Genomic DNA, 15,126 nt, shown 5'->3' with positions numbered 1-15,126 from the left:
TGATGGACGGTTTAGACGCATTCCTGTTGGCCCGCGTCCAGTTCGCGGCCAACATCACCTTCCACATCCTGTTTCCCACCATCAGCATTTCACTGGGCTGGGTGCTGCTGTACTTCAAGCTGCGCTTCGTGAAAACCAAAGCGCAATACTGGATGGACGCCTACCAGTTCTGGGTGAAAATTTTCGCGCTGACCTTTGCCCTCGGTGTGGTCAGCGGCATCACCATGAGCTTCCAGTTCGGCACCAACTGGCCGGGCTACATGCAGAAAGTGGGGAACATCGCCGGGCCGCTGCTGGCCTACGAAGTGCTGACGGCCTTCTTCCTGGAGGCCACCATGCTGGGCGTGATGCTGTTCGCGCGTGAACGCGTGAGCGAGACCATGCACACCATCGCCACGCTGCTGGTGGCGGGCGGCACCACGCTGTCGGCTTTCTGGATTCTGGCGCTCAACTCCTGGATGCAGACGCCCGCGGGTTTTGAAATGATCAACGGCCAGGCGCATGTGACGAGCTGGCTGGCGGTGATCTTCAACCCGTCCTTTCCTTACCGCCTCACGCACATGCTGCTGGCGTCGGGGCTGACCGTGGCGTTTCTGGTGGCGGGCGTTTCGGCCTACCGCTGGCTGCGTGACGACCGCGGGGCCGAAGTCATGGCCGGCCTGAAGACGGGCATCTACATGGCCGCGATGCTGATTCCGCTGCAGATCGTTGCGGGCGACCAGCACGGCCTGAACACGATGGAGCACCAGCCGGCCAAGCTGGCCGCGATGGAAGGCATCTGGGAAACCCAAAAAGGCGTGCCCGCGGTACTGTTTGCGCTGCCCGACCAGGCCACCAAATCCAACCGCTATGAAATCGGCATTCCCAAGCTGGCGTCGCTCTACCTCACGCACAGCCTGGACGGCGAGGTCAAGGGCTTGAACGAGTTCGAGGGAAAACATCCACCGGTGGCGCCGGTGTTCTGGGCCTTTCGGATCATGGTGGGCGTGGGCGTATTGATGCTGCTGGTCAGCTGGGCCAGCGTGCTGCAACTCGCCCCATGGAAGAAGGACCCGGCGCGCACGCTCACGGTATGGCATGCGCGCGTGCTGGTGGCCATGACATTCGCCGGCTGGGTCGCGCTCATCGCCGGCTGGTACGTGACCGAGATCGGCCGGCAACCCTGGCTTGTGACGGGCGTGCTGACGGCAGCCGATGCCGCCTCAAAAGTGCCGGCGCCACGCATTGCACTGACGCTGACGCTCTACCTCGCGTTGTATGCGGTGCTTCTGGTGTCTTATGTGTCGGTGGTGTTTTACCTCGCGCGGCACAGGAAACATGCGGACAAGCCGTTCGGCGATGACGACACCGCCGGTGAGCCCGAGAAGGACCTCAACGTCGTGAACTACCCTGAAAAAGAAGGAACTCCCCATGCTTGACCTTGCCCCTGACCTGACGCAAGCCGCCGGCTGGATGCCCATCGTCTTCCTGGTGGTGATGGGCCTGGCCATGCTGGCCTACGTGATCCTGGACGGCTACGACCTGGGCGTGGGCGTGTTGATGCGCACCGCCGGCGATGACGACAAGGACACCATGATCGCCAGCATCGGCCCCTTCTGGGATGCCAACGAAACCTGGCTGGTGCTGGGCGTCGGTATTTTGCTCACCGTGTTTCCGCTGGCGCATGGCGTCATTCTGGGCGCGCTGTATTTGCCGGTGGCCTTCATGCTGATCGGCCTCACGCTGCGCGGCGTGGCCTTTGACTTCCGTGTGAAGGCGCGCGCCAGCCACAAGCCGCTGTGGAACCGCATGTTCTACACCGGCTCGCTGCTGGCGAGCTGGTCACAGGGTTACATGCTGGGCTCGTTGATCACCGGTTTTGCGGCGACCTGGTGGACGATCGTGTTCAACGCCGTCATCGGCGCGGCGCTGGTCGCGGCGTACTGCCTCCTCGGCGCCGGCTGGCTCATCATCAAATCCGAAGGCGAATTGCAACTGCAAGCGGTGCGCTGGGCCAGGCGCAGCCTCCTGTTCACTGTGATCGGCATCGGCGCCATTTCGGTGGCCACACCGCTGGTCAGCCAGAGCATTTTCGACAAATGGTTTTCGTTTCCGAACATCGTGCTCCTGCTGCCGATCCCGGCGGCCACGGCGGTGCTGTTTGGCGTGATTTTCCGCAGCCTGCAGCGCCTGCCGGTGCGCCTGGCCCAAGGCAATGAATACGGCGCCTGGGTACCTTTTGGTGCGACGGTGGGCGTGTTTCTGCTGGCCTTCTACGGCCTGGCTTACAGCCTCTTCCCGTGGCTGGTGATCGACAAGCTCACGATCTGGCAGTCGGCCAGCGCCCCCGAAGCCATGGGCGTGATTCTGGCCGGCGCAGCCGTGGTGCTGCCGATGATCATCGGCTACACCGTGTTCGCCTACCGTGTGTTCTGGGGAAAGAGCACTGCATTGAAGTATTGATGTTCAGCTCAGGCGGAGGAAGACCAAGTCCAGTCCCGCGGCATCTACTGAGTGCTCCCGCTTGAACTCTTCAACCCAACATGAGCCGCGGAACCGGCTTTGCCGGGCCGCAGGCGGGCGGCCCCCTCGGGGGGCAGGGAGCTACACGAAGTGAGCGACCGTGGGGGCCACATCCACCGCCCCCTGAGGGGGGAACGGGCTACACGCAGTGAGCCTGGACGGGGGGAGCTTTTCTAAAGACTGATCTCGGGAGCGGGGGCTATGGCTTCCAGCTCCAGCAAAAAGGCTTCGGCCGATTCGTAGCGGTGCTCGGGGTTTTTGGCCATCAGTTTGTTGACCACGCCCTGCAATTCCGCATGCACTTCGGGAAGTGCGGGGGTGTCGGCATTCAGGTGTTTGGCCAGCAGCAGCTCGAGCGATTCGGCAACGTAGGGCCTGCGGTTGGCCAGCATTTCGAACAGCATGACGCCCAGGCTGTAGAGGTCGGACTGGGCCGTTACCTTGCGGCCTGTGGCCTGCTCGGGGCTCATGTAGTAGGGCGTTCCCACGACGTCGCCGTGGTGGGTTTGGGTCAGGCCCATGCTGGGGGCCTGCAGCATGGACTTGGCAATGCCGAAGTCGGCCAGCGCCACGCTTCCGTCGGCGCGCAGCATGACGTTTTCAGGCTTGATGTCGCGGTGGACAATGCCGTGCGCATGGATGGCCGACAGCGCCTGGGCGACCTCGCGCGCCACCGTCAGTGCCTGCGAGCGGGCCAGGTCGGGCCCGAACAGGCTGCGCAGGTCACCGCGTTCAAAGTACTCCATCGCGATGTAGGCGTGCTCGTCGGTGAACCCCTGGTCGTAGATCTTGATCACGTGCGGATGGTCGATCTTGCAGAGCAGGGCGTATTCCTGGATGAAACGCACCAGGTGTTCAGAGGCTTCCTTGCCGCGAGAGTCCAGCACCTTGAGCACGATCGGCAGGCCGTCGGATTCACGTTCGCTCAGGTAGACCTCGGTCATGCCGCCGGCGCCGATCTTGCGCGTGATGCGGTAGCCCTTGAGGCGTACCGCCTCGCTGCTGGCGTCAAAGCGCAGGTCTTTCAGGGCCGAGAGCTTGGCGTCCAGCGCGCCCTTGACCGCGCGTGCGGTGATGTCCGAATTGGCGCGCACAGCGTCGCTGATCTCGCTGGCGCGCTCGGTCAGGCTGGCCATGCCATGGATCTTGTCGTCCATGGTGGTGATGAGGCCCGTGACCTCGGCCACATCGATGGCGAGGTTGCGGCCGGGCAGCGATAGCGAGGTGTGGATGCCGGTCTGGATACCGGTGCCGGCTTCGCCGAGGGTCTGCTCGCTGGCCATCACCGTCCAGCCCTTTTCTTCGGTGGCATCTTCCAGCCGCGAGGCCAGCGTCACGGTTTCGCCCACGGGGGTGAGTTCCTTGGTCTGCTGCGTGCCGAGCTGGCACAGCGTGACGGCGCCGCTGTGGATGCCGATACCCATGGCAAACGGCGGCAGCGCGCGGCCGCCGAAGCGCTGCTCCAGCCAGTCGCGAAATTCATGCGTGGCCAGCGCCATGGCAAGGGCCGCAGAAATGGCGCGGCGCGGGGCCGGCAGCGGCGAACCCGAGGCGGTGTCGACAAACACCGCCATCAATCCATCGCCGACAAACTTGATGTGCCGGCCGCTGTTTTTCAGCACGGGTTCGGAGATGCGCTCAAAATATTCGGTGAGCAGTTGCGACACTTCCGCCGCATTGAGCTTTTCAGCCAGCGAGGTGAAATTGCGGATACTGGCCACCAGCACGGTGGCATTGGCGATTTCTTCGGTTTGCGCGCTGGCCGGAATATCAACCGGTACGCTGTCGGGGCGGCTGCCGCTGATGCGGCTGGCGAAAGCCGCGCGCAGGCGTTCTTCGCCGGCGGCTACACCCGAGTCGATGGCTTCACGCACCCGTGCTTTTTTCTTCAGCTGCGCATTGACGGCATCGAGCAGCTCGGCACGGCTGAAGGGTTTTGACAAATAGTCGTCGGCGCCGGCCGTCATGCCGCGGCGCATGCTTTCGCGGTCGTCCAGCGCGGTCAGCAGCATGAAGGGGGTGTTGACCAGCTGCGGGTCGGCGCGCACGGCTGCCAGCAGTTCAAAGCCGTTCATGCCGGGCATGCCGACGTCGGAGACGATCAGGTCGGGGCGGTTTGCGCGGGCCTGCTCGAGGCCCTGCCGGCCATCTGCGGCCGCGGCTGTTTCAAAACCTTCAAGTTTGAGCAGCCGCACGATGTTGCTGCGGATGGCGTCGTCGTCCTCAACGATCAGGATCAGGGTCATGGGGTTCCTTGAGAAATGGGCAGGCTGATCGTGAACTGTGTGCCCGTTCCCGGCATGCTTGCCACCTCGATTTTGCCGTGATGCAGGTCAACGGCGTGTTTGACAATGGCCAGGCCCAGCCCGGAGCCCTGGCGGTTGCCCACATTGGAGCCGCGGTGAAAGCTCTCGAACAGGCGTGGCAGGTCCGAGGGCGGAATGCCGATGCCTTCGTCGCTGACGCGCAGGATCAGGTGGTCCCCGGATTCGTCCTGCCGGCGGTCCAGCGTGAGCACCACCACACTGCCGGCGGGCGAATATTTGCAGGCGTTGGCCAGCAGGTTGCTGGCAATGTGCCGGACCAGCCGTTCGTCGAGCAGGACCAGCTGCGAAAAAGCGTCGTGGCCGATGGGGGCTTCAAATTCAATCGCATGCTGGCCGGCGTCGCTGGTGTGCATTTCGGTCACGAGCTTGCGGCACAGGGCCGCGATATCCAGCGGTTTCAGGTTGAGCTTGAGTTTGCCGGCGTCGGCCTGCCCGACGGTGAGCATGTCTTCAAGCATGCCCTGCATGCGTTTGACTGCGATCACCAGGTCGGCCATGATGTCCTGGCGCTCGCGGTGCGTGATTTTTTCGCCGTAGTGTTCGATCAACTCGGCGGACGAAAGAATCGTGGCAAGCGGCGTGCGGAATTCATGCGAGGCCATGGACACAAAGCGCGTTTTGAGCTCACCCAATTCGCGTTCGCGCGCCAGGGCCCGCCGGGCTTCTTCGTCGGCTTCCTTGCGCCGGGTGATGTCCACGTAAGTCCACACCGAGCCTTCCTGCGGGCGGTTGCGGTCGAGCGCGGAGCCGTCAAGCTGAACCCAGATCAGCTCGCCGCTTTTGCGGCGCATGCGCGTTTCCAGCGAGAACGATCCGGTTTGCGCGATCTGCGCGTAGGCGAGTTCGCCGGTGCGTTCGAAATCCTCGTCACTGGGATAGTGAACGCGCGTTTCCTGGCCCAGCAGTTCGGCGGGGCTGTAGCCGAGCATGGCCGCCAGCGTGCGGTTGAGCCACTGGTGGCGCCGGCTTTTGAGGAAGGTCACGCCGACGGCAGTGGTCTCGAGGATGGCTTCGCGCTGCGTCAGCGCGGTTTTGAGTTCTTCGTCCAGCCGGCGGCGCTCGCTGATGTCGGACATGAGCACGAGCAGGGCAGGTTCGCCGTCCCACTCAATGCGCGTGCCGTAGATGCTGGCCCAGCCGGTGCGCAGGTCCGGCGCCATCGTTTCGCGCGGAGGCGTGATGAAGCGGGCCTCGTAGGCGCTGACCATGGTGCCTGACTGCATGAGCTCGCGCTGGCGCTGCACCATGCCGCGGTCGTCAGGGTGGATCAGGTGCATGGACGGCAGTCCGGTGAGCGTCAGGCCGAACATGGCCTGGGCGCTGGTATTGGAAAAGCGCACGATGCCTTTTTGCACCACCAGGATCACGTCGTTGACGTTTTCCACGACCGCCCGGTAGCGCTCGGCGGCTGATCGGGTCAGGGCCTCGAGTCTTTTGCGCTCGGTGACATCCTTCAGGAAAAAAAGGTCCGCCGGCGCACCTTCCCAGTCCACCAGCACGCCATTGATTTCCACCAGGGAAATCGTACCGTCGTCGCGCTGGAATCGCGCCTCGAAGGCCGGGACGACATTGCCTGCGGCGCGCAGCTTGTGCTTGCCGGAAACAAAGTTGCGGTCTTCCGGATGGATGAACTCGATCATGGGCCGGTCGGCCATGGTGCCGGCCTCTGTACCCAGCAAGGCCAGGCATGGCGGATTGGCAAAACGGAGCAGTCCTTCCTGCCCGACGCAGATGTTTTCGGTCGCGAGGTCCACCATGGTCTGGTAGCGCGCCAGCGATGCACGAAGCTCCTGGGTACGAAGCGCAACCCGGCGCTCGATTTCATGCTCCATGCCCTCTGGCGTGCCCATCGCCGTGCCGCTTGCTGTGCCGGCGTTGATGCCCTTTTCCGCAGGCCTGGCTGTTTTCCCACGCACGCGCGGTCCGAGGCCCGGCGTATCCGGGGCGGCGGACGGGAGAGCTTGAGCCTGGATGGGCATGTTAATGGTGGAGCACCGAGGGAGCGGGGAGAGCCAAGAGAAAAAGGAGAAAAAGGAGAAAAGGAAGCGGAGATCAGGACACGGGAAGCGCCGATAACAGGGGCGGGACAATGGAGGCGCAGACTTTGGGAAAGCTTACGGGACAACCTTGCCACAACTCACTGCGGCGGTAAAGACAGGAAAGTCTGGGCGCACAACACAGCCAACATGGCATAACCGGTTGGCGGTGCCGGCTGCCATCCCCCTCTTGCGGGGCGTTATCCTGAAAGCCCTAGCCGCCATGCTCCAGCGTGAAGCCGGCATTGCGGTCTTGCCCCAACAGGGCCACCATTTGCGGCAAGGCCGTTTGCAGCTCTGCCTTGAGGGTGTGGGGCGGGTTGATGACAAACATGCCGCTGGCAGGAAGGCCTGGCCGCACCACGTCACCGGCGGCATCTGTTGTTAATTTGCTCGATTTCACCGTTAAAGTGGCATTCAACCAGCTTCGGCTGGCTTTGACGGCCAGCGTCTTGAGCTTGCGGGGCAAGTCATGGGCTTCCGGCCGCGGAATGATGGGGTACCAGACGACATAGGTACCGGTGGCGAAGCGCTTGACGGCGTCTGCCATGCAGGCCGACACACGCGCGTAGTCGCTCTTCATTTCATAGCTGGGGTCACACAGGACCATCGCCCGGCGGGCAGGTGGGGGCAAAAAGGTTTTCAGCGCTTCAAAGCCGTCTTCGCGCGAAACCGCCACCTGGCGGCCGACACCCAACTGCTCAATGTTGCCGGAAAGCGACTTGAAATCGGTGGGATGCAATTCAAACAACTTGAGCTTGTCGCGCCCGCTCAGGAATTGCTGCTCGATGAAAGGGGAGCCCGGATAGATCTTCAGGTGCGCGATGTCGCCGCTTTCGGCGAATTGCGGGTTCAGTCCGCGCAACAGGTCGATGTAGTCCTGCAGGGCAGGCGCCCAGCCGCCTGCGGCTGGTTTGGCGGCGGCGGGCTTTGCTACAGTTTTAGGAGCTGCTTGCGCCCGTTGCGCTTGGGCTGGAGCCGGCTTTGTCTCGGAAACAGGCTGGGAAAGCAGCCTGAAAATGCCTTCCTGGGCCTCGCCGCTGGTTTCGGTGTAGTCGCCGTCAAGCCGGTACAGGCCCGCGCCCGCATGCGTGTCGATCACGGTTAGCGCCGTGTCTTTCTGGGTCAAATACTTCATCAACGCGATCAGCGTGGTGTGCTTGAGCACGTCGGCGTGGTTGCCTGCGTGGAAGGCGTGGCGATAGGAAAACATGGGTCTATCCTACCTTCTTGCCGGGGAGAAATGCCTTAAAGCCGGCTGAATATTGACGCAAGTCCTTGATTTTTCATATAATCGTGGGCTCTGCAGCGCCTAGTGGTTCCGCGGCAGAGCTTGAAATACTGCCTAAGAGGTTCTCATCAGAAGAACACCGACCGCAGAAAAGAACCCGACAAACCATTTTTTCGAAAGAAAACTCATGAAAACGTTCAGCGCAAAACCCGCTGACGTGACGCACGAGTGGTTTGTGATTGACGCGACCGACAAGGTCCTCGGACGAGTAGCCAGCGAAGTTGCTCTCCGTTTGCGCGGCAAACACAAGGCCATTTATACGCCTCACGTCGATACCGGTGACTTCATCGTCATCATCAATGCAGCCCAGCTGCGCGTCACCGGCGCCAAGTCGACCGACAAGATCTACTATCGCCATTCCGGTTATCCAGGCGGCATCACTGCCACCAATTTCCGCGACATGCAAGCCAAGCACCCCGGCCGCGCTTTGGAAAAAGCCGTCAAGGGCATGCTGCCCAAGGGCCCGCTCGGCTACGCCATGATCAAGAAACTCAAGGTGTACGGTGGTGCAGAGCACCCGCATACCGCCCAACAGCCTAAAGTGCTGGACATCTAAGGAGCCATTGATGATTGGTGAATGGAACAATGGCACCGGCCGTCGCAAATCCAGCGTCGCCCGTGTGTTTATCAAAAAAGGCACCGGCAAGATCACGATCAATGACCGTGACATCCAGGTGTTCTTCGGTCGTGAAACCTCGATCATGATCTGCCGCCAGCCCCTGTTTCTGACGAACCACGTCGAGACGTTTGACATCATGGTCAACGTCCACGGCGGCGGCGAGTCCGGCCAGGCCGGCGCAGTGCGCCACGGTATCACCCGTGCGCTGATCGATTACGACGCAACGCTCAAGCCGGCCCTGAGCCAGGCTGGCTTTGTGACCCGCGATGCACGTGAAGTCGAACGTAAAAAAGTCGGTTTCCGCTCAGCTCGCCGCCGCAAGCAGTTCAGCAAGCGCTAATCCGCTTTCGCTGTCCCCGAAAAAGCCGCCTGGTTCGCCTGGCGGCTTTTTTCATGGGTGGGCGCATTTGTGTGATGCCCACAACGCCCTGTCAATGCTTTGTAAGCGTTTAGTTTTCCTGATGCAAAGCCTTACCCTGCTTTACGGCTGAATAGGGCGGTTCAGCGGATGTCTGCGTGCACAATGCAGCTCCTCGAACCGAAAACTGCAGGGCCCCCGATTTGAAATTTCGCCTGTTTCGCCGCCGCCTGACGATCAGTTCCCCGCGCATGTCGGTGCGCAGCTCGCTCCCCTGGCCCCTGCGGTGGATCGCCGGTGCCCTGATGCTGGGGTTTTCTGCAGCGGTCGCCCTCTGGGCCTTCGAGTTCGGCAAGGGGATTGCGGGCGTGGATACCGATACCAGGGAAGAGATCAGCGTGTTGCGTCAGGAAGTGGTCACTTTGCGTGCAGACCGCGACAGGGCGCAATCGATTGCCAATACTTCAGGCAGCCTGCTCACGGCCGAAAAAGCGGTGCAGGAAAAAATGATGAGCCAGATCCGGCAGCTGGAAAGCGACAACCGCAGCTTGCGTGACGACCTGGGATTCTTTCAGAAGCTTTTGCCGGCTGGTAGCGCCGAGGTTGTCGCCATCCGCAGCCTGCAGGCCGAGGTATTGTCGGGAACCCAGCTCAAATGGCAGGTCCTGGTGATCCAGCCCGTCAAGGGTGCGCCTAATTTCAACGGGAAACTTGACCTGACGGTTCATGGCACGCAGTACGGAAAACCTTGGACGATGACTTTGCCCGGCGGACCGCAAACTTTACAGTTCAAACAGTACCTTCGCGTGGAAGGTGTCCTCGACTTGCCCCCCCAAGCCATGGTACAAACAGTTACAGCTAAAGTCATTGAGGGCACAGCGGTCAGATCTGCCCAGACCTTCAAGCTTTGAGAATTTCTCCCCGATTTCCCCTTCCACCGCGACACCCCAGCACAGGAATCTTTGTATGTTTGGAAAAAAGAAGCAGCCGCCCATCAAAAGCCTGATCGCCCAAGGCAGCTGCATTGAGGGCAACCTGAAATTCACCGACGGCCTGCGGATCGACGGTGAAGTGATCGGCGACATCCGCGCCGCCGAAGGCAGCTCCAGCATTTTGGTGATCAGCGAGTCGGCCACTGTGACCGGCCATATTCATGCCGACCATGTGATCATCAATGGCCGGGTGATGGGCCCTGTCCACGCATCCGAGCTGCTTGAATTGCAGCCCAAAGCCAAAATTGAGGGCGATGTGTCTTACAAGGCGCTTGAAATGCACCAGGGTGCCGTCATATTTGGACAGTTGCGCGCTACCAGCCACGCGGAACTGGAAGAAAAACCCACGCTCAAACTGGCCGCCAACAACATCTGATTGATCGGGGTGAATTGAGCGAGTAAGCGCTCACAATAGACCGCACGGCCTAACACGCATGGGCGTTATGGTTGATTGAATTGCTGTACTATTTGCCCATAGTGTCGCCAGAGGCCTGAAAGCCTCGAATCGCGAACCCTGATTCGCTTTATGTATTGGAGCCCCCATGAGTGCCGTTGCCGAAAATATCCAGACCGAAATGCCCGCGCCTTTTGTCTTCACCGACAGCGCCGCGTCCAAAGTGGCTGAGCTGATTGCCGAAGAAGGCAACCCGGATCTGAAGCTGCGCGTCTTTGTGCAGGGCGGCGGCTGCTCCGGTTTCCAGTACGGCTTCACCTTCGATGAAATCACCAACGAAGACGACACCACCATGACCAAAAATGGCGTGTCCCTGCTGATCGACGCCATGAGCTACCAGTACCTCGTGGGCGCCGAAATCGACTACAAGGACGACCTTGAAGGTGCGCAATTCGTCATCAAGAACCCCAACGCCACCAGCACCTGCGGCTGCGGATCCAGCTTCTCGGCCTGAGGCGGACCCGGCGCCTTCGCTTTAAAAGCCGCCTTCGAGGCGGCTTTTTGCTGTCCGGCCGCCTTCTCGTCTACTTCATTCCCCGTGCGGTGAACCAAGTTCGCCCTTTCGCATCTCTCATTCATGCAGGCAGAAGAAAAATCATTGCGCATGCTGCTCTGGCTCGTAGCCATCGGCTTTTTCATGCAGACGCTGGATGCCACCATCGTCAACACTACCTTGCCGGCCATGGCCCGCAGCTTCGGCGAAAGCCCTTTGCGCATGCAGTCGGTGGTGGTGGCTTATTCCCTCACCATGGCGATGCTGATCCCCGCGTCCGGCTGGATCGCCGACCGCTTCGGCACGCGGCGGGTGTATGTAGGGGCGATTTCGCTGTTCGTCATTGGCTCTATCGCCTGCGCGCTGTCCGGCAACCTGATGCAACTGGTGGCGGCGCGGGTGGTGCAGGGCATGGGCGGTGCACTGCTGCTGCCGGTGGGGCGGCTGGCCGTGCTGCGCGCCTTTCCGCGCGAGCGCTTTTTGCAGGCCATGAGCTTCATCGCCATTCCAGGCCTGGTTGGCCCCCTGATCGGCCCCACGCTGGGCGGGTGGCTGGTTCAGGTGGCTTCCTGGCATTGGGTGTTTCTTATCAACATTCCGGTAGGGTTGCTGGGCTGTCTGGCGACGCTTTTTTACATGGCGGACAACCCACGGCGTCAAATGCCGCGTTTCGACCTGCCGGGCTATCTTTTGCTCGCCTTCGGCATGGTGGCCGTCTCGCTGGCGGTGGATGGGCTGTCGGGCCTGGGCCTGAAGCAAGCCAGCGTGCTGGTGCTGCTGGTGTTCGGCATGGCCAGCCTTACCGCGTACTGGCTGCATGCTGCCAAACGGCCTGACCCGCTGTTTTCGCCGCAGCTGTTCTCTATTCCCACGCTCAGCATCGGACTGCTGGGAAATTTGTTCTCACGCCTGGGCAGCTCGTGCATGCCCTTCCTGGTGCCACTCCTGCTGCAGGTCAGCCTGGACTATTCCCCGTTGCAGGCGGGGATGATGATGGTGCCGGTTGCCGTGGCCAGCATGCTGGTCAAGCGCGTCACCACACCGCTGATCACGCGCTACGGCTATCGCAGGGTGCTGGTGACGAACACCGCGCTGGTGGGCTTGACGATGGCGAGTTTTGCTTTCGTGACACCGGCGCAGCCGCTGTGGCTGCACATCCTCCAGCTGGCGTGTTTTGGCGCAGTCAACTCGATGCAATTCACTGCGATGAACACCGTGACTCTGCGCGACCTGGACAGCAGCATGGCCAGCAGCGGCAACAGTTTGCTGTCGATGGTGCAGATGCTGGCGATGAGCATGGGCGTGGCCGCAGCGGGCGCGGTGCTGGCCGCTTTCACGGGCTTCTTTGGCACGGGCGAGGCCGTGCAAACGCTGCATTCCTTCCAGGCAACGTTTGCCGCAATGGGGCTGATCACGCTGGCGTCAGCGGGGATTTTCTGGCAGCTGTCGCCGCAGGTGAGGGTGGTGAAGAAGGCTGAAGCGACCGAGGCTTCGGGGCAGGGCTAGTTTTATCTGCCGGCAGCCGCGTCAACTCACCAGTGCCAAAGCTGCAAAGTCCCCGACCCGTTCGCCCAGCCCTGCTGCCACCAGCTCAAAATCATCCGTCAAGGCGGGCAGCTTCCCGTGAATCTGCGACCGCAGACGCGGCAAAAGGTAATCGCGGTGATTCCAGAATACGCCGCCGCCCATGCTGATGCGCTCCAGGTCCAGCGTGACGACGAGGTTGTAGAGACCGCGTCCCAGTACCCGGCACAGTTCATCCACGATTGTGATGGCGGCCACGTCGCCCGCCTGCGCAGCGGCGAACAATGCGGAAGCACCGGGGTAACCCGCACCGGCAAAGCGCCGCGCAATCGCGTTGCCAGCCACAACGCCTTCGAGGTCGCCCATATTGCCGCAGCCGCACAGCGCATCGCTGCTGTCGCTGACAAAGGAATGGCCTGCATGGCCCGCGTTGCCATGCTTGCCGCGCAGAATCCGGCCATCCACGCACAGACCAAAGCCGATACCGGTGCTCCATGTCACGTAAGCGCAGTGGCTGGAGCCTTGCAGTGCGCCCCAGCGGCGTTCGGCCTGCAGGGCGCCCACGCCGTCGTTCTCGATGCGGAGTTTTTCGGCAAAGCACCGGCGCAGCGGCGCTTCCAGCGGAACGCTCACCCAGTCGTTAGGCAGGCCGCGTGCCGGGCCTGCCATACCGCCGCAGATATTGGGGTTGGATATCTCCAGCATGCCGTCCCTCATCACGAAAGGGCCACAGGACGAAACGCCCACCGCATCGAGATCCTGTACGCGGATGCCGGCCGCATGGCAGGCCTCGTCCAGCATGCGCAAGACCTGGCATGCCAGTGTGTCGCGCGGGCCTTCTTTTCCGGTGGGTTCCGTGCGCCGGGACTGCAGGGCCAATGAGGCATGGGCGAGCGTTATCTCGGGCGCTGAGGGAATCAGGCTGACGGCAATCTTGGTGCCGCCCAGGTCGACGCAGGCTTTCATGTGCAGGGCCTTATTCTCAAATGAGCTTGGCGATCAGGCTGGCAATGAAGCTCAGCAGGACCGTGGTGGTGAGCGGGATGAACCATTCGCGCCCGAACAGGCGAAAACGCAAATCGCCGGGCAGCTTGCCGAAGCCTAACTTCTGCAGCAGCGGGCTGAACCAGCTAATGAGCATCAGGGCCAGGAAGATAACGATGAACCAGCGGATCATGGGGTTAGTTTAGCCCCCACGGTCGCTCACTTCGTGTAGCTCCCTGCCCCCGAGGGGGCCGCCCGCCTGTGGCCCGGCAAAGCCGGTTCCACGGCTCATGCTGGCTTAGGAATTCAGTGAGCACAGCCAAGGCGCCGCGGGACTGGCTTTGCCAGATTGCAGGAGCCGTCCCCTTGAGGGGGAACAGGCTACGCGCGGTGAGCCTGGACGGGGTGCTTCTTCTAGAGTGTGTGTATTCGATCGCCAGCGGCGAAGCCTATGGGTTCCCATGGTGGACTTCCCTTTGCGCCAAAGCCGATCACCTTGAACAGCTCGCCCATTTCATGCTCGTTCACCAGCTTTTGCAGCATCACCCGGTCTGGCAGGCTGGCGTTTTCCATGCCGTCCAGCAAGCCGCAATTGAGTAAAAATCGCCCCTGGCTGGTGTAGCCCAGCACCTGCAGGCCGGCTTCCTGCCCTGCCAGGGCAACGCCGGTGAAGTTGACATGCGCCGTGATGTCCTTGTCGCCCACGTCCGCCAGCGCATCGGCATCGGCCAGGTGGCCGCGGTGGCACATCAGCGTGCCCATGCTGCGCTGCGGGTGGTAGTACTCGTGTTCGGGGAAGCCGTAGTCGAGCAGGAACACAGCGCCGGCCTCCAGCCGGTCGGCCAGTGTTCGCATGAAGCCTTCCGCCTGCGGATGGATTTCAGTGACGTAATCGTGTTCGCCTTCCACTTCAATGGGAGGACGCAGCGCGGTCGGGTTGTCGGCATGCACAAATCCTCCCTCAAAGCGGGCTACGCCGCGCTCATGCCAGATGTTGTTGAGCCGCGCGAGCAGCTTCACCGGCATGGCATCCAGCACTTCGTTGCCCACCACCACGCCCCGCATCTGCGCCGGTAGCTCCGCTACCCAGTTCACCTTGTGGGCAAAAGCCTGCAACCGTTCCTGCTGGCGCTCACGCAGGCTGCCCGACAAATCGACGATGCGGTACTGCGTGACCGAGTCGCCCAGCGCATCCAGCAACTGGTGCGCCAGGGCGCCCGAGCCGGCGCCGAATTCCCAGATTTCCGTGGTGCCGGTTGCCGCCAGTGCTTCTTTCACCTGCCTGGCCAGCGCCCTGCCAAAGTGGGCGGACATCTCCGGGGCCGTCGCAAAATCGCTGCCCGACTGCGGCATCAGGCCGAATTTGCGCGAGGCATTGGCGTAATAACCCCAGCCGGGCGTGTAAAGCGCCATCTCCATGAAACGGTCAAACCCGATCCAGCCGCCGGCAGCGTCAATGGCCCTGGCGACGTGGTCGGCTAGGCCGGTCGGTAAAATGGGGGGATTGGTCGTCTGGGTCATGTTTGTCACCGCCTGCAATTGTCGG

Annotated in this window: 14 protein-coding genes; 8 read left to right on the top strand and 6 right to left on the bottom strand. The window is 61.9% G+C overall.

Annotation, left to right across the window (positions count from 1 at the left end; all coding sequences use genetic code 11):
• Positions 1–2: 2 nt before the first annotated feature.
• Both AC1D11_RS18710 and AC1D11_RS18705 read left to right on the top strand, forming a co-directional pair.
• Positions 3–1,418 (top strand): cytochrome ubiquinol oxidase subunit I, encoded by a 1,416-nt coding sequence (locus AC1D11_RS18710; RefSeq protein WP_477648199.1) that lies wholly within the window; start codon positions 3–5, stop codon positions 1,416–1,418.
• On the top strand, positions 1,411–2,442 hold the full coding sequence (locus AC1D11_RS18705) for a cytochrome d ubiquinol oxidase subunit II (RefSeq protein ID WP_457282893.1): 1,032 nt from the start codon (positions 1,411–1,413) through the stop codon (positions 2,440–2,442). Before AC1D11_RS18710 ends, AC1D11_RS18705 begins: the two co-directional genes overlap by 8 nt.
• Positions 2,443–2,675: 233 nt before the next feature.
• Here the strand turns inward: AC1D11_RS18705 and AC1D11_RS18700 are convergent, their stop codons facing one another.
• The 3 genes from AC1D11_RS18700 to AC1D11_RS18690 all read right to left on the bottom strand — a co-directional run bounded on the left by AC1D11_RS18700 (position 2,676) and on the right by AC1D11_RS18690 (position 8,078).
• Positions 2,676–4,748: a protein kinase domain-containing protein gene (locus AC1D11_RS18700; RefSeq protein ID WP_477648198.1), complete on the bottom strand. Its 2,073-nt coding sequence runs from the start codon at positions 4,746–4,748 to the stop codon at positions 2,676–2,678.
• The gene (locus tag AC1D11_RS18695) at positions 4,745–6,745 is read right to left on the bottom strand and encodes a sensor histidine kinase (RefSeq protein WP_477648197.1); all 2,001 of its coding nucleotides are present in this window, start codon (positions 6,743–6,745) and stop codon (positions 4,745–4,747) included. Before AC1D11_RS18695 ends, AC1D11_RS18700 begins: the two co-directional genes overlap by 4 nt.
• A gap of 334 nt (positions 6,746–7,079) precedes the next feature.
• Positions 7,080–8,078 (bottom strand): 23S rRNA (adenine(2030)-N(6))-methyltransferase RlmJ, encoded by a 999-nt coding sequence (locus AC1D11_RS18690; RefSeq protein ID WP_477648196.1) that lies wholly within the window; start codon positions 8,076–8,078, stop codon positions 7,080–7,082.
• A gap of 205 nt (positions 8,079–8,283) precedes the next feature.
• On the opposite strand from AC1D11_RS18690, the gene rplM reads away from it, so the two are divergent.
• The 6 genes from rplM (at position 8,284) to mdtD (ending at position 12,578) form a co-directional block, all read left to right on the top strand.
• The gene (gene rplM, locus AC1D11_RS18685) at positions 8,284–8,712 is read left to right on the top strand and encodes a 50S ribosomal protein L13 (RefSeq protein ID WP_007867557.1); all 429 of its coding nucleotides are present in this window, start codon (positions 8,284–8,286) and stop codon (positions 8,710–8,712) included.
• Positions 8,713–8,722: 10 nt separating this feature from the next.
• Positions 8,723–9,115 carry a 30S ribosomal protein S9 gene (gene rpsI, locus AC1D11_RS18680; RefSeq protein ID WP_007867568.1) on the top strand — a complete coding sequence of 131 codons (393 nt, stop codon included), beginning with the start codon at positions 8,723–8,725 and terminating at the stop codon, positions 9,113–9,115.
• A 221-nt stretch (positions 9,116–9,336) separates the two neighbouring features.
• Complete coding sequence (locus AC1D11_RS18675; protein WP_477648195.1) at positions 9,337–10,044, top strand: DUF6776 family protein; 708 nt, start codon at positions 9,337–9,339, stop codon at positions 10,042–10,044.
• 55 nt (positions 10,045–10,099) lie between these two features.
• On the top strand, positions 10,100–10,501 hold the full coding sequence (locus tag AC1D11_RS18670) for a bactofilin family protein (protein ID WP_457282898.1): 402 nt from the start codon (positions 10,100–10,102) through the stop codon (positions 10,499–10,501).
• 166 nt (positions 10,502–10,667) lie between these two features.
• Positions 10,668–11,033: an iron-sulfur cluster insertion protein ErpA gene (gene erpA / locus AC1D11_RS18665; protein WP_122955163.1), complete on the top strand. Its 366-nt coding sequence runs from the start codon at positions 10,668–10,670 to the stop codon at positions 11,031–11,033.
• Between the two features lie 123 nt (positions 11,034–11,156).
• Positions 11,157–12,578 carry a multidrug transporter subunit MdtD gene (gene mdtD / locus AC1D11_RS18660; protein WP_477648194.1) on the top strand — a complete coding sequence of 474 codons (1,422 nt, stop codon included), beginning with the start codon at positions 11,157–11,159 and terminating at the stop codon, positions 12,576–12,578.
• A 21-nt stretch (positions 12,579–12,599) separates the two neighbouring features.
• Here mdtD and AC1D11_RS18655 read toward each other — a convergent pair whose 3' ends face one another.
• From AC1D11_RS18655 to AC1D11_RS18645, 3 genes are all read right to left on the bottom strand, one after another.
• A complete protein-coding gene (locus AC1D11_RS18655; RefSeq protein WP_477648193.1) occupies positions 12,600–13,562 on the bottom strand; it encodes an ROK family protein in 963 nt (320 codons plus the stop codon).
• A gap of 16 nt (positions 13,563–13,578) precedes the next feature.
• Positions 13,579–13,773 (bottom strand): DUF2905 domain-containing protein, encoded by a 195-nt coding sequence (locus AC1D11_RS18650; RefSeq protein WP_477648192.1) that lies wholly within the window; start codon positions 13,771–13,773, stop codon positions 13,579–13,581.
• 221 nt (positions 13,774–13,994) lie between these two features.
• A complete protein-coding gene (locus tag AC1D11_RS18645) occupies positions 13,995–15,101 on the bottom strand; it encodes a class I SAM-dependent methyltransferase (RefSeq protein ID WP_477648191.1) in 1,107 nt (368 codons plus the stop codon).
• Positions 15,102–15,126: the final 25 nt, after the last annotated feature.

This window comes from Polaromonas sp. P1_E11 (assembly GCF_056405995.1).
This window is presented reverse-complemented; position numbering and strand designations above follow the sequence as displayed.